Origin of the sequence: Chromobacterium alticapitis (genome assembly GCF_002924365.1) — a bacterium.
Lineage (GTDB): Bacteria > Pseudomonadota > Gammaproteobacteria > Burkholderiales > Chromobacteriaceae > Chromobacterium > Chromobacterium alticapitis.
This window is the reverse complement of the sequence record NZ_PQWB01000005.1, coordinates 43,693-61,825: the sequence shown is the minus strand read 5'-3', so window position 1 is coordinate 61,825 and position 18,133 is coordinate 43,693. Positions and strand designations below refer to the sequence as shown.

General features: G+C 63.0%; 17 protein-coding genes and 1 pseudogene. 9 read left to right on the top strand and 9 right to left on the bottom strand.

Annotation, left to right across the window (positions count from 1 at the left end; genetic code table 11):
* The first annotated feature begins 112 nt into the window (after positions 1-112).
* The 3 genes from C2I19_RS00805 to C2I19_RS00795 all read left to right on the top strand — a co-directional run bounded on the left by C2I19_RS00805 (position 113) and on the right by C2I19_RS00795 (position 2,902).
* Complete coding sequence (locus C2I19_RS00805) at positions 113-1,108, top strand: DUF2860 domain-containing protein (protein WP_103900826.1); 996 nt, start codon at positions 113-115, stop codon at positions 1,106-1,108.
* Between the two features lie 215 nt (positions 1,109-1,323).
* Positions 1,324-2,166: an archaetidylserine decarboxylase gene (asd, locus tag C2I19_RS00800; protein WP_103900825.1), complete on the top strand. Its 843-nt coding sequence runs from the start codon at positions 1,324-1,326 to the stop codon at positions 2,164-2,166.
* A 58-nt stretch (positions 2,167-2,224) separates the two neighbouring features.
* The gene (locus tag C2I19_RS00795) at positions 2,225-2,902 is read left to right on the top strand and encodes a transaldolase family protein (protein WP_103900824.1); all 678 of its coding nucleotides are present in this window, start codon (positions 2,225-2,227) and stop codon (positions 2,900-2,902) included.
* Between the two features lie 60 nt (positions 2,903-2,962).
* On the opposite strand, the gene ilvC is transcribed toward C2I19_RS00795, so the two are convergent.
* From ilvC to ilvB, 3 genes are read right to left on the bottom strand one after another with little or no spacing between them, the layout of a single operon-like run.
* Positions 2,963-3,979, bottom strand: coding sequence for a ketol-acid reductoisomerase (gene ilvC / locus C2I19_RS00790; protein WP_233201052.1), 1,017 nt, complete (start codon positions 3,977-3,979; stop codon positions 2,963-2,965).
* Between the two features lie 44 nt (positions 3,980-4,023).
* Positions 4,024-4,515: an acetolactate synthase small subunit gene (gene ilvN / locus C2I19_RS00785; RefSeq protein ID WP_071111406.1), complete on the bottom strand. Its 492-nt coding sequence runs from the start codon at positions 4,513-4,515 to the stop codon at positions 4,024-4,026.
* 10 nt (positions 4,516-4,525) lie between these two features.
* Positions 4,526-6,292, bottom strand: coding sequence for a biosynthetic-type acetolactate synthase large subunit (ilvB, locus tag C2I19_RS00780; protein ID WP_103900822.1), 1,767 nt, complete (start codon positions 6,290-6,292; stop codon positions 4,526-4,528).
* 192 nt (positions 6,293-6,484) lie between these two features.
* On the opposite strand from ilvB, the gene C2I19_RS00775 reads away from it, so the two are divergent.
* The 4 genes from C2I19_RS00775 to C2I19_RS00760 are packed head-to-tail and all read left to right on the top strand — an operon-like array spanning position 6,485 to position 8,337.
* Positions 6,485-7,051, top strand: coding sequence for an RNA polymerase sigma factor (locus C2I19_RS00775; RefSeq protein WP_103900821.1), 567 nt, complete (start codon positions 6,485-6,487; stop codon positions 7,049-7,051).
* Positions 7,048-7,428: a DUF3619 family protein gene (locus C2I19_RS00770; protein ID WP_158253600.1), complete on the top strand. Its 381-nt coding sequence runs from the start codon at positions 7,048-7,050 to the stop codon at positions 7,426-7,428. Before C2I19_RS00775 ends, C2I19_RS00770 begins: the two co-directional genes overlap by 4 nt.
* The gene (locus tag C2I19_RS00765) at positions 7,421-7,819 is read left to right on the top strand and encodes a DUF3106 domain-containing protein (RefSeq protein WP_103900819.1); all 399 of its coding nucleotides are present in this window, start codon (positions 7,421-7,423) and stop codon (positions 7,817-7,819) included. The genes C2I19_RS00770 and C2I19_RS00765 overlap by 8 nt, the downstream gene beginning before the upstream one ends.
* Positions 7,816-8,337, top strand: coding sequence for an RDD family protein (locus tag C2I19_RS00760; protein ID WP_103900818.1), 522 nt, complete (start codon positions 7,816-7,818; stop codon positions 8,335-8,337). The genes C2I19_RS00765 and C2I19_RS00760 overlap by 4 nt, the downstream gene beginning before the upstream one ends.
* Positions 8,338-8,457: 120 nt before the next feature.
* Here C2I19_RS00760 and C2I19_RS00755 read toward each other — a convergent pair whose 3' ends face one another.
* Positions 8,458-8,748 carry a hypothetical protein gene (locus C2I19_RS00755; RefSeq protein WP_103900817.1) on the bottom strand — a complete coding sequence of 97 codons (291 nt, stop codon included), beginning with the start codon at positions 8,746-8,748 and terminating at the stop codon, positions 8,458-8,460.
* A gap of 203 nt (positions 8,749-8,951) precedes the next feature.
* A complete protein-coding gene (gene guaD, locus C2I19_RS00750) occupies positions 8,952-10,259 on the bottom strand; it encodes a guanine deaminase (RefSeq protein WP_103900816.1) in 1,308 nt (435 codons plus the stop codon).
* Positions 10,260-10,470: 211 nt separating this feature from the next.
* On the opposite strand from guaD, the gene C2I19_RS00745 reads away from it, so the two are divergent.
* Positions 10,471-10,968 (top strand): MarR family winged helix-turn-helix transcriptional regulator, encoded by a 498-nt coding sequence (locus C2I19_RS00745; protein ID WP_103900815.1) that lies wholly within the window; start codon positions 10,471-10,473, stop codon positions 10,966-10,968.
* 47 nt (positions 10,969-11,015) lie between these two features.
* On the opposite strand, the gene C2I19_RS00740 is transcribed toward C2I19_RS00745, so the two are convergent.
* Entirely contained in the window at positions 11,016-11,732 is a 717-nt protein-coding gene (locus C2I19_RS00740) for a lytic transglycosylase domain-containing protein (protein ID WP_103900814.1), read from the bottom strand.
* Positions 11,732-13,438, bottom strand: coding sequence for a proline--tRNA ligase (locus tag C2I19_RS00735; RefSeq protein WP_103900865.1), 1,707 nt, complete (start codon positions 13,436-13,438; stop codon positions 11,732-11,734). The genes C2I19_RS00740 and C2I19_RS00735 overlap by 1 nt, the downstream gene beginning before the upstream one ends.
* A 328-nt stretch (positions 13,439-13,766) precedes the next feature.
* On the opposite strand from C2I19_RS00735, the gene kup reads away from it, so the two are divergent.
* Positions 13,767-15,632, top strand: a complete 1,866-nt coding sequence (gene kup / locus C2I19_RS00730) for a low affinity potassium transporter Kup (RefSeq protein ID WP_103900813.1) — start codon at positions 13,767-13,769, stop codon at positions 15,630-15,632.
* Between the two features lie 45 nt (positions 15,633-15,677).
* Here kup and C2I19_RS00725 read toward each other — a convergent pair whose 3' ends face one another.
* The gene (locus C2I19_RS00725; protein WP_103900812.1) at positions 15,678-16,250 is read right to left on the bottom strand and encodes a phosphohydrolase; all 573 of its coding nucleotides are present in this window, start codon (positions 16,248-16,250) and stop codon (positions 15,678-15,680) included.
* Between the two features lie 366 nt (positions 16,251-16,616).
* Positions 16,617-17,730 (bottom strand): annotated as a pseudogene (locus C2I19_RS22835) (ISAs1 family transposase).
* Positions 17,731-18,133: the final 403 nt, after the last annotated feature.

The following is an 18,133-nucleotide window of genomic DNA, read 5'->3' as shown; positions in this document are numbered from 1 at the left end:
TGGTTGCGATTTGTCTATTCCTCGGAAGCTACGCACCGGAAATTACAAACGCATTTCCGGGAGGCGCCACTCGCCGCCCCCGCCTTCTTGACGCCATGCAAAGGAAAATTCAATGAAACATTATGTCGTATTCATGCTGGCAAGCATTCCCTTGCTGGCTGCCGCGGCGGAAAACGAACAATCGGCAAGCGGCTTTTCCGGATCTTTCCAACTGGGCCTCAGCCGCTACCAACTGGCAAGCAATTTTCTGAAAGCGCCCAACGACGGCAAGCCCATCGCCCGCGGCCTGGCGCAATCGCCCGACTCTCAATCCGGCGTCGCCCCACTCATCGACGGCGAATGGCGCTATGGCTTCGCCGGCACCGGCACCCAGCTCTTCCTATCGCCATCCAATACCAGCACCTTCGCCGCCGGCGGCGGTCTGCAACTGGGCGTCCGCCAGCAGTTGCCGCAAGCCGGAGCGGTGGCCGCCGCGCTGACTTATGGCCAGAGCGAGGTATGGCTTGATCCCTACGTCTTGAACGCCGCTCGCCAGGACGGCAAGCTGAAAAGCATGGGCCTGACGCTGGGATGGTCCGACATTCTGGACACGCCGTTCAGCGCCAGCGTCAATTATTCCCGTCAAAAACTGGACAATGAGCAAAGCGGGCAAGCGCAAGGCTTGTCTCTCGCCAATCAAGCCCTGTTGAAGCGAAACGGCAACAACTACGGCGCACAACTGGGCTATGCCTGGAAACTGGACAGCCAGGGCGAGCACCTCCTGACACCCGGCCTGCTTTACGCGCGCAGCGATCTGGAAGGCAAGGCGATGAGCGCCAAACGCTACGGCATGCAACTAGCCTATGCCTACAAAGGGGCCGACTGGGAGGCCAACGCCTCACTCGCCGCAGCCCGCACCCGTTACCAGGCTGGTAATCCCGTGTTCGCCGGCCAAAAAGCAGACAGCCGAGAAACCTTGCTCAGCCTGGGCTTAAACCGGAAGAACCTGTTCGGCGCCAAGGCCTGGTCCGCCTTTCTCAGCGGCAATTACGGCCGCTCCCATTCAGACCTCGCCTATTTCGACGCGCATATCCGCGAGGTGTCCGTGGGACTGGGCTACCATTTCTGATCCAGCAGAGGCGCGCGTCCATAAACGGATAGGCGCGCGCTGGCGCTTCGCCATGCAGCGCGGCGTCAGGCGGCTGCGCCGGCTTCTGCCGCGCGCCCCGCCATAAAGCCGGACCTGGGCGAATCCACCCAGGAATCCGCAGTAGCCGGAGGGCGGGCCAGGTCTGCCGAGCTGCGATATAATGCGGGGTTCAATTCATTTATCAGGAAACGCCCGTGTCCGAGCGCCTGTTCGTGCTGTCCCAACATGTGATGCCCAAACTGGCGCTGACCCGGCTGGCTGGCCGCTTCGCCTCCTGGCAAGGCGGCAGCGTCACCACGGCAGCCATTCGCCGCTTCATCGCCCGCTACAACGTGGACATGAGCGAGGCCGCCGACAGCGATCCGGCCGTCTACGCCACCTTCAACGAATTCTTCACCCGCGCGCTGAAGCCGGGCGCGCGGCCGCTGACCGACGCACGCCTGGCCTGCCCGGTGGACGGCGCGGTCAGCCAGATCGGCCCGGTGGACAGCGGCCGCATCTTCCAGGCCAAAGGCCGCGACTACAGCGCCACGGCGCTGCTGGCCGGCGACGCCGAACTCGCCACCCGCTTCGCCGACGGCCATTTCGCCACCATCTACCTCAGCCCGCGCGACTACCATCGCATCCACATGCCCTGCGCCGGCAGGCTGCTGGAAATGACTTACGTGCCGGGCGATCTGTATTCGGTGAACCCCGCCACCGCGCGCGGCGTGGACCGGCTGTTTGCCCGCAACGAGCGCGTGGTCTGTCTGTTCGAGGATGAACAGGGGCAGCCCTTCGTGATGGTGCTGGTGGGCGCCACCATCGTCGGCAGCATGGCCACCGTCTGGCACGGCGTGGTCAACCCGCCGCGCCGCCCGGCGGTGGAGAAATGGGATTACCGCGGCCAGAATATCCGCCTGGCCAAGGGCGAGGAGATGGGCCGCTTCCTGCTCGGCTCCACCGTGGTGCTGCTGTTCCCGGCCGGCCCGCTTACATTCAACCCACAGTGGCAGGCGGCCAGCCCGGTGCGCATGGGCGAAAAGATGGCGGACTAAGCCAGCACGACACAACGGCGCGACGGCGCCGTTTTTTCTATCCCGACGAGACACGCCCATGCAAATCTGGCTGGATACCCTAGACCTCCCCACCATACGCCACGCCTGCCGGCTGGGCCTGCTCGCCGGCGTGACCACCAACCCGTCCATCCTGGCGGCCGCCTCCCAAGCGCCGGAAGCCGTGCTGGACAGTTTGCTGGACATTCAGCCCGGCCTGCTGGCGGTACAAGTGACCGCCAGCGAATCCGAAGCGCAGCTGCGCCAAGCGCGCCGCCTAGCCGCCAGAAGCGAGCGCATCGTGGTCAAGGTTCCCGCCGTCGGCGAAGGCTTCCAGAGCATGGCGGCGCTGGAGCGCGAAGGCATTCCCACCTTGGCCACCGCCATCTTCGAATCGCGGCAGATCGCGCTGGCCGGCCTGCTGGGCGTGCGCTACGCCGCGCCCTATCTCAATCGCATCGAACAAGCCGGCATGGATGCCGCCGCCTTGCTGCAAGAGTCTCAGCAAATCCTGCAGCGCTACGGACAGCGCACCGTCATCATGGGCGCGGCGGTCAAATCGGCCGAACAATTCCTGCAATGCGCCCGCGCCGGCATCGGCGCGGCCACCTTGCCGGCGGATACCTATCGCCAGTTGTTCGCCTCCACGCCGGACGTAGACGCCGCGCTGCAGCGCTTCCACAGCGCCTGGCTAGGCAATCCGCTCACCGCCGCCTCCCCCTTGTTCATGCGGGAGTAAACGCAAAAAAAAGCCGGGCATTCCGCCCGGCTTTGTCTTTTCCAAACACCAAACAGAAGATCAGTTCTTGGACTGGTCCACCAGCTTGTTCTTGGCGATCCACGGCATCATCGCGCGCAGCTCGGCGCCGACTTTCTCGATCGGGTGGGCGGCGGTCAGACGGCGGCGGGCCGTCATGGACGGGTAGTTGGTCTTGCCTTCCAGGATGAACATCTTGGCGTATTCGCCGCTCTGGATGCGGTACAGCGCCTTTTTCATCGCTTCCTTGGTGGCGGAAGTCACCACTTCCGGGCCGGTCACGTACTCGCCGTACTCCGCATTGTTGGAGATGGAGTAGTTCATATTGGCGATGCCGCCTTCGTACATCAGGTCGACGATCAGCTTCAGCTCGTGCAGGCACTCGAAGTAGGCCATTTCCGGCGCGTAGCCGGCTTCCACCAGGGTCTCGAAACCGGCCTTCACCAGCTCGACGGCGCCGCCGCACAGCACGGCCTGTTCGCCGAACAGGTCGGTCTCGGTTTCCTCGCGGAAATTGGTCTCGATCACGCCGCCCTTGGTGCCGCCATTCGCCGCCGCATAGGACAGCGCGACGTCGCGCGCCTTGCCGGACTTGTCCTGGTAAACGGCGATCAGAGTCGGCACGCCGCCGCCCTTCAGGTATTCGGAGCGCACGGTGTGGCCCGGGCCTTTCGGCGCCACCATGATCACGTCGACGTCAGCCGGCGGCACGATCTGGTTGTAATGGATGTTGAAGCCGTGGGCGAAGGCCAGCGCGGCGCCCTTCTTCAGGTTGGGCGCGATGTCCTTGTGGTATACGTCCGGCTGGGACTCATCCGGCAGCAGGATCATCACCACGTCGGCCTTCTTCACCGCCTCGGCCACTTCCTTGACCTTGTGGCCGGCCGCTTCGGCCTTCTTCCACGACGCGCCGTCCTTGCGCAGGCCGACGATGACGTCGACGCCCGACTCCTTCAGGTTCTGCGCATGCGCATGGCCTTGCGAACCGTAGCCGATGATGGCCACTTTCTTGTCCTTGATGATGGAGAGGTCGGCGTCTTTGTCGTAATAAACTTTCATTTCTTTATCCTTGGTATTGTTTGCTAAGGGACTTGCAGTCCTGCTCAGATTTTCAGAACCCGCTCGCCTCGACCGATGCCGGATGCGCCGGTACGGACCGTTTCCAGGATCACTGTGCGGTCCACCGCCTCGATAAAGGCGCCGAGCTTCTCGCTCGTACCAGTCAGCTCGATGGTGTAAGTCTTTTCCGTCACGTCGATGATGCGTCCGCGGAAGATGTCGGCCATCCGCTTCATCTCCTCGCGGTCCTTGCCTACGGCGCGGACCTTGATCAGCATCATCTCGCGTTCGATGTGTTCGGATTCATTGAGGTCTATCACCTTGACCACCTCGATCAGCTTGTTGAGCTGCTTGGTGATCTGCTCGATGACTTCGTCGGAACCGTGGGTGACGATGGTCATCCGCGACAGCGTCGGGTCCTCGGTGGTGGACACTGTCAGCGAATCGATGTTGTAGGCGCGGGCCGAAAACAGCCCGACGACGCGCGACAGCGCGCCCGCCTCGTTTTCCAGAAGTATGGATAAAATGTGTCGCATGCCGGCCGCCTTAGCACATATTGCCGTAGTCACGGTTGTTCTCGAAAGGCACCTGCTGGATGGCGCGCATGTGCGCCGGCAGGTCCATCTGATCCAGGCCCTTGCCGTTCTGGATCATCGGGAACACGTTCTCCGACTGGTCGGTGCGGAAGTCCAGGAACACCAGCCGCTCCTTCAGCTTGTCGCTGAAGGCCTCGCGCAGCACCGGCTCCACGTCCGCCGGGTTCTCCACTTTGAAGCCGACGTGGCCATAGGCCTCGGCGATCTTGACGAAGTCCGGCAGCGCGTCCATGTAGGACTCGGAATAGCGGGTGCCGTAGAAAAACTCCTGCCACTGGCGCACCATGCCCAGGTAGCGGTTGTTCAGCGCCACCACTTTCACCGGCGTGTGGTACTGCTTGGCGGTGGACAGCTCCTGGATGTTCATCTGGATCGAGCCTTCGCCGGTGATGCAGGCCACTTGTGCGCGCGGATTGGCCAGCTGCGCGCCTATGGCTGCCGGCAGGCCGAAGCCCATGGTGCCGAGACCGCCGGAATTCAGCCACTGCTTGGGGCGGTCGAACTTGTAATACTGCGCCGCCCACATCTGATGCTGGCCCACGTCCGAAGTGACGATGGCCTGGCCCCCGGTGATGTCGTACAGCGTCTGCACCACCATCTGCGGCTTGATCAGCTCGTCGGACGGTGTATACAGCAGACAATCGTGGCCGCGCCATTCCTCTATCCGCTTCCACCACTGGTTCAATGCCGAACCATCCGGCTTCTGGCCGGATTGTTTCAGCTGCTCCAGCATTTCGCGCAGCACCAGTTTGACGTCGCCGACGATGGGTATGTCGGCCTTGACGCGCTTGGAGATCGAAGACGGATCGACGTCTATATGGATGATCTTCTTGGGCTGGCTCAGGAAATGCGAGGGCACGCTGATCACGCGGTCGTCGAAACGCGCGCCCACGGCGATCAGCACGTCGCAATACTGCATCGCCATATTGGCTTCATAAGTGCCGTGCATGCCCAGCATGCCCAGGAACTGGCGGTCCGAGCCCGGATAGGCGCCCAGGCCCATCAGCGTGTTGGTGCACGGCAGGTTCAAGGACCGCACCAGCTCGGTCACTTCGGCCTCGGCGCGGCCCTGCACCGCGCCGCCGCCGACATAGATGTAAGGACGCTTGGCCTCAAGCAGCAGGTTCACCGCCTTCTTGATCTGCCCGCTGTGGCCGCGGGTAGCCGGCACATAGGAGCGGATGTGCACGCTGTCCGGGTAACGGAACTCCGCGCGCTGCTGGGTGATGTCCTTGGGAATGTCCACCACCACCGGGCCGGGACGGCCGCTCTGGGCGATGTAAAAAGCCTTTTTGATCGTCGCGGCGATCTCGCCCACGTCCTTGACCAGGAAGTTATGCTTCACACAGGGACGGGTGATGCCCACCATGTCCACCTCCTGGAACGCGTCCAGACCGATGGCCGGCGACGGCACCTGGCCGGAGATCACCACCATGGGGATGGAGTCCATATAGGCGGTGGCGATGCCGGTCACGGCGTTGGTCGCGCCGGGACCGGAAGTCACCAGCGCCACGCCCACCTTGTCGCTGGAACGCGAGTAGGCGTCGGCGGCGTGCGTAGCCGCCTGCTCGTGCCTGACCAGCACGTGTTTGAACTTGTCCTGCCGGAAGATGGCATCGTAGATTTCCAGTACCGCGCCGCCCGGATAGCCGAAGACGAACTCGACTCCCTCTTCCTGCAGGCAGCGGACCACTATTTCGGCGCCCGATATCTGCATATCGCCTCTATTTCGTAATAATTTCATCCCGTTTGCTCAAAGACCTTAGCGTATTGCTCGAAGCATGGTCAAGTGCTTTTGTGCAGGTGCAAAATGACGCTAAACCACGGTTATTTCAGGCAAAAAAACAGACTAGCCTAGTCTATCCTGCTCTGTTACCATCGTTGGTTGGCATCAACCTGAAACGCACAGATGGCAAGCCGCAAGGAAATGGCCGACTTCCTCGAGTCGGTGGAGAAACGCGCCTTCAAGCAGGCCCTGTACGCGGTGCGGCAGGAAGACAATGCGCTGGACATCGTGCAGGATTCGATGATGAAGTTGGCCGACCGCTACGCCCACGCGCCGGCCGCGGAACTGCCGCTGATCTTCCAGCGCATTCTGCAAAACACCATCCGCGATCACTACCGCCGCAGCAAAGTACGCAGCTTCGTCAGCACGCTGCTGTCCTCGCTGATCCCCACCCATGCCGAAGACGACTCTCCCGATCCGCTGGAAACGCTAGACGTCGCCGCCGACGAGGCGCACACCAATCCGGAACAGTGGTATCAGCGCAAGGAAGTGGCGCTGATGATAGACGCCTCGCTGCAACTGCTGCCCGCCCGTCAACGCGAGGCCTTTCTGCTGCGTTACTGGGAAGGATTGGACGTTGCCGAAACCGCGCTGGTGATGGGATGTTCGGAAGGCAGCGTCAAGACGCATTGCTCGCGCGCCAACCACACCCTGGCCGCCATTCTTGCGCAAAAGGGAGTACTGCTGTGAAACACGCCAACGATAGCCCGGGCGACCATTTGCCGAACCACATCACCCGCATTCTGGACAACACCTCCTCCGACCCCACGCCGCAACAGCTGGCCCGGCTGCGCGCCGCGCGGCAAAATGCCCTGCGCCAGTACGACCAGCGCGCCGCCCAGCGCATGGGCTTGCATGAAAAGCTGGCGATATGGGCGCAGCGCCACCTCGTGATGCTGCGCCGCAGCGGCGCCGCGCTCGGTTTCGCCGCGATAGCCGCCGCCGGCATGATGCTGGCCGAAGGCCTGCTGGTCGAAACCGAATCGGTGGACGCCGCCGTGCTGTCGCAAGACCTGCCCTTGGACTCGCTGCTGGAGCCGCACTTCAGCAGGGGGCTGCATGAATAAGGCCGCAAGCCTGGTCCTGGCGGCAAATCTGGCCGGTCTGCTTTTCTCCGCTTCCGCCACCGCCTCTCCCCTGGCCAACCCCGATTGGAGCCAGCTGGACACCCGGCAGCAGCAAGTGCTGTCGCCGCTGGCCGGAGAATGGAATCGTTACGCGCCGGACAAGAAGCAGAGTTTGCTTGCCATTGTGCCTGGCCTCAACCATCTTCCGCCGGAACAGCAGCAGCGAGCGCAGCAGAAACTGAAAGCCTGGTCCAGCCTGACGCCGCAACAGCGGCTGGAAATCCGCGCCAACTGGAAGAAACTGCAGCAAATGGCACCCGAGCGGCGCGAGCAGGTGATGCGCCGCCTGCGGCTGCAACACGCCCGAACCGATACCTCCGCCGCCCAATGAACCAAGCCGCCACCCCTAGCCTGGCCCGTTGCCTGGCCAGCCTGTTCTACGAGTCGCTATTGATCGTCGCCATGCTGCTGATCACCAGCGCCGTGCTGACCCCGCTGCAAAAGATGTTGGGCCAGGACTCCTGGCTGCTGCACAGCCTGATCCAGATAGCCGCCGCCGGCGTGCTGTTCGCTTACTTCGGTTATTGCTGGACCCGCAGCGGCCAAACCGCCGCGATGAAAACCTGGCATATCCGGCTGGTCGCGGCCGATGGCCGGCTGCTGAACTGGCAACAGGCGCTGATGCGCTTCGCCGTGGCCGCGATGTTGTTCATCGGCCTGCCCATCATCTCCTACCTGGGCTGGCTGCGCAGCTACGGCGACCATCCCGCGGCCAAATGGCTGGCGCTGGCCTGGTGGCTGTTGCCCTTCCTGGCCCGCTATTACGACAAGGATGGCCGCCACCTGCACGACAGGCTGGCCGGCACCCGCCTGGAACTGCTGCCCAAGCCGCCGCGCGGCGGCAAATAATCCCCGGCGCCAGCGCACGCAGAGCTGCACTTATCCGGCACCGTGAAACGGGAATCCCCGCCTCCGTGCCGATCGCGCCATGGTTGATAACACCCTCAACAGCGACGCTGCAGACCAGCCTCAACGGGCCGGATGCAGAACCAGCACGCGCGCCGCGGAGGCCTCCTCCGCCCAGCCTCGCAAAGTCGTCAGCGCAGCCTCTTCAGGAGAGCCCTGCGCGGGAGCAGGGTTGGGCGTCAACTGCTCCAGAGCCTGCCGGTAGGCCTTCAAATCATGCCACTGCCAGCGGCCGCCCCACCACGGCGTGAATAGGTTCAGCCAGTAGGTGGCGGGATCGATGTCTTGCAGCACATTGCCGCTGAAAGGCAAATGAATTTGCGGCGCGAAAATCCAGAACCAGGGGAAAAACATGCGGCCTCCATTCGAAACGCGGCCCGCCCGACTGAGCCCGCCGCTTCCGCTTGGTATAAAGCCGCGCGCGCTCAAGCGAAATACGTGAAAACACGGCCCGCCCACTTATCCACAGAATTTTCCACTCAGGGAAATTATCCACAAAAAGGGCGAATCGGCTCTGCGCCGCTTCGCCCACTTCATCCCTGCGCTTCGCGCCCGCCTCAAACGCCGCGCCGATAGGCCTCCCGGCCGGCAACATACGTCGCCGCCACCGCGCGGTCGTCGCCCAGCATCATCTGGATAAACAGCACCTCTGAAAGATCGCGCGCATAGCGCATGCGGAAATCCAAGAGCGGGGTGGAACGCAGATCCAGCACCGCCAGATCGGCCTCCATGCCCGGCGTCACGCTGCCCACCTTGTCGGCGATGCCCAGCGCCTCGGCGCCGCCGCGCGTCGCCAGATAGAAAGCCTGGACAGCCGACAGCGGCTTGCCGTGGCTTTGCGCCGCCATATAGGCCGCGTTCATCGTTTGCAGCATGGAAAAGCTGGTGCCGGCGCCCAGGTCGGTGCCGAGGCCGACGGGTATCGGCCGTTCCGCTTCCACGCAGGGGCGCAGATTCAGGCTGCCGGAGCCGAGGAAAAAGTTGGAGGTGGGACAATGCGCCAAGGACGCGCCACTGTCGCGGAAGGCATTCAGCTCGGCTTCGGACAGGTGGATGCCATGGCCGTAGACCGCGCGCGGCCGCAGCAGGCCGTAGCGCTGATAAACGCTGGCGTAATCGCGGCAGCCGGGGAATAGCTGCTTGACCCAGGCGATCTCGTCCAAGTTTTCCGAGATATGGGACTGGATGGCGACGTCCGGGAACTCCGCCGCCAGCGCGCCCAGCATTTCCAGCTGGCCATGGCTGGAAGTCGGCGCGAAGCGCGGCGTGATGACGTACTCGGCGCGGCCCTTGCCGTGCCAGCGCAGGATCAGCTCGCGCGAATCCTCGTAGGCGGCAAGCGGCGTGTCGAGCAAGGCCTCCGGCGCGTGGCGGTCCATGCATACTTTGCCCGCCAGGATGCGTAGATCATGCCGTGCCGCCTCCTCGAACAGCGCATCAACCGAACCTGCATGCACGGTCCCGAACACACAGCCGGTGGTGACGCCATTGCGCAACTGCTCGCCCAGGAACACGCGCGCCACTTCGCGCGCATGCTCCGCGTCGGCGAAGCCCTGCTCGGTGACGAAAGTGTAATGATGCAGCCAGTCCAGCAACTGTTCGCCGTAGGCCGCCATCATCTCGGTTTGCGGATAGTGGACGTGGCAGTCGATGAAGCCCGGCAAGATCAGGTGATCCGGATAGTGCGCCACGGCGCTGCCGGCCGGCAGCGTGGGCAGCAACTCGGCCGCCGGGCCGCAAGCGGCTATGCATCCGTTTTCCATCACCACCAGCGCGTCGCGCTGGAATGCCAGGCAATCCTGCTCGGCCTGCCGGAACGGATTGTCCCGGAAGCTCAGCACATCGCCGCGTACCGCTGTTTTCAATCTTGGCTCCCGCCGCTATCGCGGCAATATCTTCAGATAAAGATTCTTCACATGCAAATATATCCAAAATTCTCATCTGCGGCAAGACCGCCCCGGAGCCGCAACTGATCTGCGGCAAGTTGTCTCCACATGAAGATAGTATATTTTGAAGTCGTGATACTCTTGCGCCCGACCGGATTCGCGCATTTACTTTTGATCAGGAACCAGCAGCATGCAGCAAGCCCCAGACCAGATTGACCGCATCGTCGCCCTGTGGAATGAAGTCCGTCCCGATCTCGACACCTCCGCCACGCAAGTCATCGGCCGCATCGTGCGGATGGAATACTTCATCACCCGCCGGGTGCTGCAGGATTTGTCCCGCCATAATCTCAATGTAGGCGAATTCGACGTGCTGGCGGCCCTGCGCCGCCGCGGCGAACCCTACCAGCTGTCGCCCAATCAGCTGCAAGGCATGGTGCTGATCTCATCCGGCGCGCTGACCAATCGCATCAACCGCCTGGAAGAGGCCGGCCTGGTCCACCGCTCGCCGGACCCGGACGACCGCCGCGGCGTCATCGTCACCCTCACGCCCAAGGGCTTTCAAGTCATTGAAGACGCGGCAGGCCATCACCTGGCGGCGGAGTCGGAACTGCTGGAAATGCTGGACGGCGAGGAGCGTGAAACGCTGGCGCGCCTGCTGAAGAAAATGCTGCAAGCGCAAGAGGACTGAGCGCCTCGCGCCGCGAAAAAACGAAACCGGCCATCAGGCCGGTTTTTTCATGGCAAAGCCGCCGTGCGCAACGCGGAGGGCGGCGTCCACGCCCAGCGCTTGCGCCAGGCGCCCATCACCATATTCGGGTATTCCGGCTGGCCCAGGCTGCCGTTGTAGCGGCCCAGCGCGCGGTACAGATTGCCGCGCTCGATATCGAGATAATGGCGCAAGATGGTGCAGCCGTAGCGCAGATTGGTGCTGAGATCGAATAGATTGTGCTGCGGCGCGCCGATGTGGCGGGTCCAGAACGGCATGACCTGCATCAGGCCGCGCGCGCCGGCGCCGGAGACGGCGTATTTGTTGAAGCCGCTCTCCACCTGGATCAGCCCCAGCACCAACTGCGGGTCCAGCCCCGCGCGCGTCGCCTCGTACTGGATGGCGGTGAGCAGGCGCTCGCGCATCCACGGGTCCGGGATTTTCTTTTGCAGCCGGGATGACATTTCCGCCAGCCAGGCCTGCCCCTCGCGCGGGTTGTCGAACACCAGCCGCGGCGCGTTGACGTCCGAGATGGAACGGCTCATCGCCGTGGCCACATTGGCCGACAAAGCTTCTTCCTTTTGCGCGCCTGCATCGGCGAAGGCAGGCAACAACAGAACCGCCAGCGCCAATGCGCGCAGCGCGCCCCCTCTCCCCCACCCCCTCTCCCTCGAAGGGTGAAGGGAGCAAACCGCCGCGCCTGCGCGCAGCGGTTCACAGGCTGAAGAGCTGGGGGTCCGTTTCATCACGCCAGCTTGGACAGCACGTGGTCCAGGATGGCGTCGGCGGCGACGGCGGTGGCCTCGCTGTCTCGGCGATGCTGGTATTCCACCTTGCCTTCCTTCAGGCCGCGGTCGCCGATGGTGACGCGGTGCGGCGCGCCGATCAGTTCCCAGTCGGCGAACATCGCGCCCGGGCGCTCTCCGCGGTCGTCCAGCATCACGTCCACGCCCTTGGCGGCCAGATCCGCATACAGCTTGTCGGCGGCTTCCTTCACCGCGTCGGAGCGGTCGTAGCCCACCGGGCAGATCACCACGGCGAACGGCGCCATGGCATCCGGCCAGATCATGCCCTTATCGTCGTAATTCTGCTCGATGGCGGCGCCCAGGATGCGGGTCACGCCTATGCCGTAGCAACCCATTTCGAACGGCTTGGGTTTGCCGTCTTCGTCCAGGAAGGTGGCGTTCATCGCGGCGGAGTACTTGGTGCCCAGGTAGAACACGTGGCCCACTTCGATGCCGCGCTGGATGGCCAGCAGGCCCTGGCCGTCCGGCGACGGATCGCCTTCCACCACGTTGCGGATGTCGAACACTTCCGGCTCGGCGCAGTCGCGGCCGAAGTTGGCGCCGGTGTAGTGCTGGTCGTCCTCATTCGCGCCGATGACGAAGTCGGCCATCTTGGCCACGGTGCGGTCGGCGATCACGCGGCCCTGGAAGCCCACCGGGCCCAGCGAGCCGGGATTGGCGCCGAAGGCGTCGCGGATGGCGGCCGGGCTGGCGAAAGCCAGCGGGTTCTTGATGCCGGCCACTTTTTGCGCTTTCACTTCGTTCAGCTCATGGTCGCCGCGCACCAGCATCAGCACCGCCTCGCCCTCTTCGCCTTCCACCACCACCGCCTTGACGGTCTGCTGGATATCGATCTTCAGGAAGTCCACCAGCTCGGCGATGGTCTTGACCTTAGGCGTATGCGCCTTGGTCAACGCGGCAGAGGCTGCGGCGCGCTCGCCGGCCGGCGCCACGGCTTCGGCCAGTTCGATATTGGCGGCGTATTCCGATTGCGGACAGTAGACGATGGCGTCTTCGCCGGTGTCGGCGATCACCTGGAATTCATGCGAGCGGTCGCCGCCGATGGCGCCGGTGTCGGCCGCCACCGCGCGGTAGGTCAGGCCGAAGCGGTCGAAGATGCGACGGTAGGCCGCGTACATATTGTCATAGCTCTTGCCGGCGTCTTCGGCGCTGCGGTCGAACGAGTACGCATCCTTCATGGTGAACTCGCGGCCGCGCATCACGCCGAAGCGCGGACGGCGCTCGTCGCGGAACTTGGTCTGGATCTGGAAGAAGTTCTTCGGCAGCGCGCGGTAGCTGCGCAGCTCGCGGCGGGCGATGTCGGTGATCACTTCCTCGGCCGTCGGCTGCAGCGCGAAATCGCGCTCGTGACGGTCCTTGAAGCGCAGCAGCTCGGCGCCCATCGCGTCCCAGCGGCCGGTTTCCTGCCACAGCTCGGCCGGCTGCACCACCGGCAGGCTCACCTCGATGGCGCCGGCGCGGTTCATTTCCTCGCGGATGATGTTCTCAACCTTGCGCAGCACGCGCAGTCCCATCGGCATCCAGGAGTAGATGCCGGCGGCCTGCTTGCGGATGAAGCCGGCGCGCATCATCAGCTTCTGGCTGGTGATGTCGGCGTCGGCGGGAGCTTCCTTCAGAGTGGAAATGAAAAACTGCGATGCGCGCATGGTGCGTCCTTGGAATTCGGCTAAATGGCTATGATTGTAGCGTCGTCCCGCCTTGGCGGCCAAGCGTCGCCCCTTCTCACGCCCAGGCCCGCGCCGTCAACGCCGGCCATTTCGACAGTTGCTGCGCTACAACAACCCTGCCAGCCGCGCGGCTACGCCCTCTTGGCTGCCCAGTCGCTCTGGAGTAACCTGCGCGCTCCGAGCACTTTTACGGCTTTTTTATTCCGTCGCCTTCATCCACTATGATGTTACGACGCAGGCCCAAGATGCATCCGGCTCTCGCATCGCCGCCGCGGCATGCGCGATGCACAACCCGCAATGGAAACTTATGCAGGATCACAAGAAACAGGCCATGGCTGGCCTGACGCTGGCCGCGCTGGGCGTGGTCTACGGCGATATCGGCACCAGCCCGCTGTATACGCTGCGCGAATGCTTCACCGGCCAAAACATCCCCACCACTCCTGAAAACATCTTCGGCATCCTGTCGCTGATCTTCTGGTCGCTGATCTTCGTGGTCTCGATCAAATACGTCGCCTTCATCCTGCGCGCGGACAACCGCGGCGAGGGCGGCATCATGGCGCTGATGGCGTTGGCGCGCCATTACACCACCCACGCCGCGCGCTGGAAGATCGTGCTGCTCGGCCTGTTCGGCGCCTCGCTGTTCTATGGCGACGCCATCATCACGCCGGCCATCTCGGTGCTGTCGGCGGCGGAAGGCATGGAAGTGCTGTCGCCCGCGATGCAAACCTGGGTGCTGCCGGTAGCGGTCAGCGTGCTGCTGGGCCTGTTCCTGCTGCAGCGCTTCGGCACCGCCAAGGTGGGCATGCTGTTCGGCCCGGTGATGATGGTGTGGTTCGCCACCATAGGCCTGATGGGCCTCAAGGAAATTCTGGTCACGCCGGCCGTGCTGCACGGCCTGAATCCGCTGCACGCCCTGTACTTCGTCCAGCAGCACGGTTTCCACGCCTTCCTGACGCTGGGCTCGGTAGTGCTGGCCTTGACAGGCGCCGAGGCGCTGTACGCCGACATGGGCCACTTCGGCAAGACGCCGATCCGCCGCGCCTGGTTTGCTCTGGTGCTGCCTGGCCTGGCCCTGAACTACTTCGGCCAGGGCGCGCTGCTGATGCGCGATCCGTCCGCCATCAAGAACCCCTTCTTCATCCTGGCGCCGGACTGGGGCCTGGTGCCGCTGATCATGCTGGCCACCCTGGCTACCGTCATCGCCTCGCAGGCGGTGATCTCCGGCGCCTTCTCGCTGTCGCGCCAGGCCATACAGCTGGGCTACAGCCCGCGCATGGAGGTGGAGCACACTTCGGCGCAGGAAATCGGCCAGATCTACATGCCCTTCATCAACTGGCTGCTGATGATATCCGTGATGATCGTGGTGCTGACCTTCCGCTCGTCCGACAGCCTGGCCGCGGCCTACGGCATCGCCGTCACCGGCACCATGCTGATCACCACCCTGCTGTTCTTCGTGGTGGCGCGGGTCAACTGGCGCTGGCCGCTGCCGCTGGCGCTGAGCATCACCGTGTTCTTCGGCATCATCGACTTCGCCTTCTTCAGCGCCAACTTCCACAAGATAGGCGACGGCGGCTGGCTGCCGCTGGCGATGGGCGCGGTGATCTTCCTCTTGATGAGCACCTGGAAGCGCGGCCGCGAGCTGCTGTTCAACCGCCTGCGCGAACAAGCGCTGCCGCTGGAAGGCTTCATCGAGAATCTGGAAGCCTTCCCGCCGACGCGCGTGCAGGGCACCGCGGTGTTCCTGACCAGCACCTTGCACGGCGTGCCGCACGCGATGCTGCATAATCTGAAACACAACAAGGTGCTGCATGAGCGAGTCGTGCTGATGACGGTGCGCACCGAGGATGTGCCGTATATTTCCGACGATGACAGACTGGACGTGGTGCAGATGTCGGCCTCGTTCTGGCGCGTAGTGGCGCGCTACGGCTTCAAGGAAGACCCGAACGTGCTGCAGGTGTTGGAAATGTGCGCCAAGGACGGCCTGGAGATGGAACTGATGGACACGTCCTTCTTCCTGTCGCGCGAGACCATCGTCGCCACCGAGCATCCGGGAATGGCGCGCTGGCGCAGCAAACTGTTCATGTGGATGAGCAAGAACGCCCTGCGCGCGACGGACTTCTTCCAAGTGCCGACCAACCGCGTGGTGGAGCTGGGCGCCCAGGTCGAGCTGTAAGCTCCCGCATGATGACTGCCAGGCGCGCCCAAAGGCGCGCCTTTTTCACGTCCCGACCAGCCCGTCGCGCCTCAACTGGATGCGTGACGGCTGCGGCCAGCGCAGGGCCTGCTCGTATTGTTCGCAGAACCTGGCCAGCGCCTGGGAGATGGGCATGGGCCAGATCCGCTCCTGCAGCGGCTGAATCCCCGCCAGAATCGGCCACTCTTGCCGGTCAGGCGGCATCAGGTCGCGCCGCTCCGTGGCCAGCAGCCGCGCCTCGGCCAGGGCCAGCTCCGCCCTGTCCTCGCCATTCAGCTCCAGTTCGAAGCGCGCCTCCACCGCCGCCGCCAGCCTGTTCCGGCAAGGCGCGACGTCGTAGCGCTCCGCCCTCACCACCTCGCCGCAATAGGCCTTGGCCGCGCCGCTCAGCAAACCCGCCAATTGCAGCCTGCCAGGCAGGATTTCCGCCAGCCGCACGGCGTGCTCCGCTTCGCTGTAAAACTGGCGGCAAGCGCCGCAGAAACGGCAAATATGCGCCAGATGGTGGGCGATATCGACAATATCGATATCCTCCGGCCTTGGGTCCAGCACATTGAGATAACGACCGGAAACGGTCTGAATGAATGCAGCGTTCATGCCATTGCTCCATACCGCCGGGATGCTCGCCTCCGCGACTTTCGCCAGCGAAGATGGCCCGCAAACTGGAAAACCAAAAAAATCATAGAAACTGAAATCGATTCATGCCGCATGCCGCCGGCCATTCATATGCCATCACCGGCAATATCGCACGAAGCGGCATGGAATATCAATTTAGCACGCCATTCCCTGCAGTTACCACTCATCGCGCCTTGACTGGATTTTGAAATTAAATATCAAAACGAGTTTAGTCAAAATAGAAAACAAATTTGAAGGCAAGCCCGCACCCCCGCCCCATCCCGCGTGAAGGAAGGCATGGGATATTATAAATGGACCACTCACCCAGCAGGGCCATTCAATGCTATCTCATGCCAGCTTGCATAGCGCCAGTAACTGGTCTGGCGACCAACCCAGTTGTTCGCGTGCCGCTTTGATATTGTGATGGCCTGCCCAACGCAAGCCGTTCAGTGCCCAGCTACGCAGCTGAGCAAACACACCAGGATTCACGCTGATTTGGCTGGCATCTTCGTTCAGGGTCACGTCACGTACGTAGTGGCAGCGGTTCTCTATGCCCCAATGACCCCGAACCAACTGACTGGCTTGCTCCGCCGTCAGCTCCCGAGTGCAGACATACCAGGCGGTGTCCTGGCTTGAGCGCCATTGCTGATGTCCAACGTCGAAACGCTCCACGTTGCGCTCCACGCCAATCAGCGTGCGCAGCAAGGCCCAGTCTTCCGGCAGGGTGCCCTCCGATAGCCGCCAGATACGTGTCTCGCGTCGTTCTATTCGGTTGCGGCGACCCACATCTTGCTTGGCGCACAGCTCCGCTGCCGCATGTGAGGTAGCCAATTCCAATAGCAGCTTGTGGAGCTTGGGTTGGTTGCGCTTGACCTGCACCAGCACGTCACTGCCGCTTTTTTGAGCAATCTGCAGTGTTTTTTTGGCAGTGTAGGGCATCCAGCGTGTACAGCTGGCCGGGCAGCCCCAACTCTTCAATCAGTTGCTGCGCCGCTGCGATTTCGTTGTTCTTGTCGCCATCGCGCCAGCTGACCTGTCCCAGCACCAGGTGATCGAGATGGCGAAAGGCTGACAGCCATTGCAACGCTGGCGTTTGTGCCGCTTGGTCGAGGCTGCCGCGCAGGGTCTTTCCGTCCAGCGCGACGGCGCAGAGGCCCTCGTCCTGGGGGGGCGCCGTCAGTTGTGCGGCTTGCTGGCGCAGTGCCTGCTCCAGGGCGGAGGCATCGATACCTCGCAGGATGGTGTAAAGCGCGGTGTAGCAAGGCTTGCGCCGCCAATTGAGGCCTGTGTGCTGGCGCAGCCAGTCCCAGCGAACATCAATGAAGCGATAGACCGAGCGGTAGCTGTCTGCGCCGGCGAGCACGGCCAGAATGCTGCACAGGAGCACGTGCGGCAGGTCGAACAAGCGGCCTTGGCCGCGCCGATGGTCGGGGATGGAGGAAAGGATGGCGAGGGTTAGCATGTGGCATATCGCAAATAAATACTGACCGTTCATTTGCCTACGAGTTCAGCGTTGAATGGCCCTGGTACGACAGGGACCTGCTTGCAAACGCGTTAGGAGGGGAATGGCCAAAAAATCTGACTGGATGGCTCGACCTCAGACCAATGATCGATACCACCGTGTTCAATCAAGCAGTGGAGCGCTATCACACCCCAGAGCGGCCATGGCATCACGCGTTGTACGATGCCCGAGCACATCGCGCTGGTTGGCTTGCCTGGATGAATGACAGGAAGAACAAGCTCTAAACAACCATTTCAATGTACTCAGGCAGCAATTCGAGCAAATCCCAACCTACGGACTTTCCTGCAATTTTTTCTAATCTGAAAACGATCAGGATCGTAATTTCCTTACTTTGTGGAAGTAC

Bases quoted from the DNA above. Each gene is read 5' to 3' on its own strand.
- ilvN (WP_071111406.1), bottom strand. From the start codon at position 4,515: ATGCGACACATTTTATCCATACTTCTGGAAAACGAGGCGGGCGCGCTG.
- C2I19_RS00740 (WP_103900814.1), bottom strand. From the start codon at position 11,732: ATGAAACGGACCCCCAGCTCTTCAGCCTGTGAACCGCTGCGCGCAGGC.
- C2I19_RS00765 (WP_103900819.1), top strand. From the start codon at position 7,421: ATGAATAAGGCCGCAAGCCTGGTCCTGGCGGCAAATCTGGCCGGTCTG.
- C2I19_RS00745 (WP_103900815.1), top strand. From the start codon at position 10,471: ATGCAGCAAGCCCCAGACCAGATTGACCGCATCGTCGCCCTGTGGAAT.
- C2I19_RS00755 (WP_103900817.1), bottom strand. From the start codon at position 8,748: ATGTTTTTCCCCTGGTTCTGGATTTTCGCGCCGCAAATTCATTTGCCT.
- C2I19_RS00725 (WP_103900812.1), bottom strand. From the start codon at position 16,250: ATGAACGCTGCATTCATTCAGACCGTTTCCGGTCGTTATCTCAATGTG.
- C2I19_RS00795 (WP_103900824.1), top strand. From the start codon at position 2,225: ATGCAAATCTGGCTGGATACCCTAGACCTCCCCACCATACGCCACGCC.
- kup (WP_103900813.1), top strand. From the start codon at position 13,767: ATGCAGGATCACAAGAAACAGGCCATGGCTGGCCTGACGCTGGCCGCG.
- ilvC (WP_233201052.1), bottom strand. From the start codon at position 3,979: ATGAAAGTTTATTACGACAAAGACGCCGACCTCTCCATCATCAAGGAC.
- C2I19_RS00805 (WP_103900826.1), top strand. From the start codon at position 113: ATGAAACATTATGTCGTATTCATGCTGGCAAGCATTCCCTTGCTGGCT.
- C2I19_RS00760 (WP_103900818.1), top strand. From the start codon at position 7,816: ATGAACCAAGCCGCCACCCCTAGCCTGGCCCGTTGCCTGGCCAGCCTG.
- C2I19_RS00735 (WP_103900865.1), bottom strand. From the start codon at position 13,438: ATGCGCGCATCGCAGTTTTTCATTTCCACTCTGAAGGAAGCTCCCGCC.
- ilvB (WP_103900822.1), bottom strand. From the start codon at position 6,292: ATGCAGATATCGGGCGCCGAAATAGTGGTCCGCTGCCTGCAGGAAGAG.
- C2I19_RS00775 (WP_103900821.1), top strand. From the start codon at position 6,485: ATGGCAAGCCGCAAGGAAATGGCCGACTTCCTCGAGTCGGTGGAGAAA.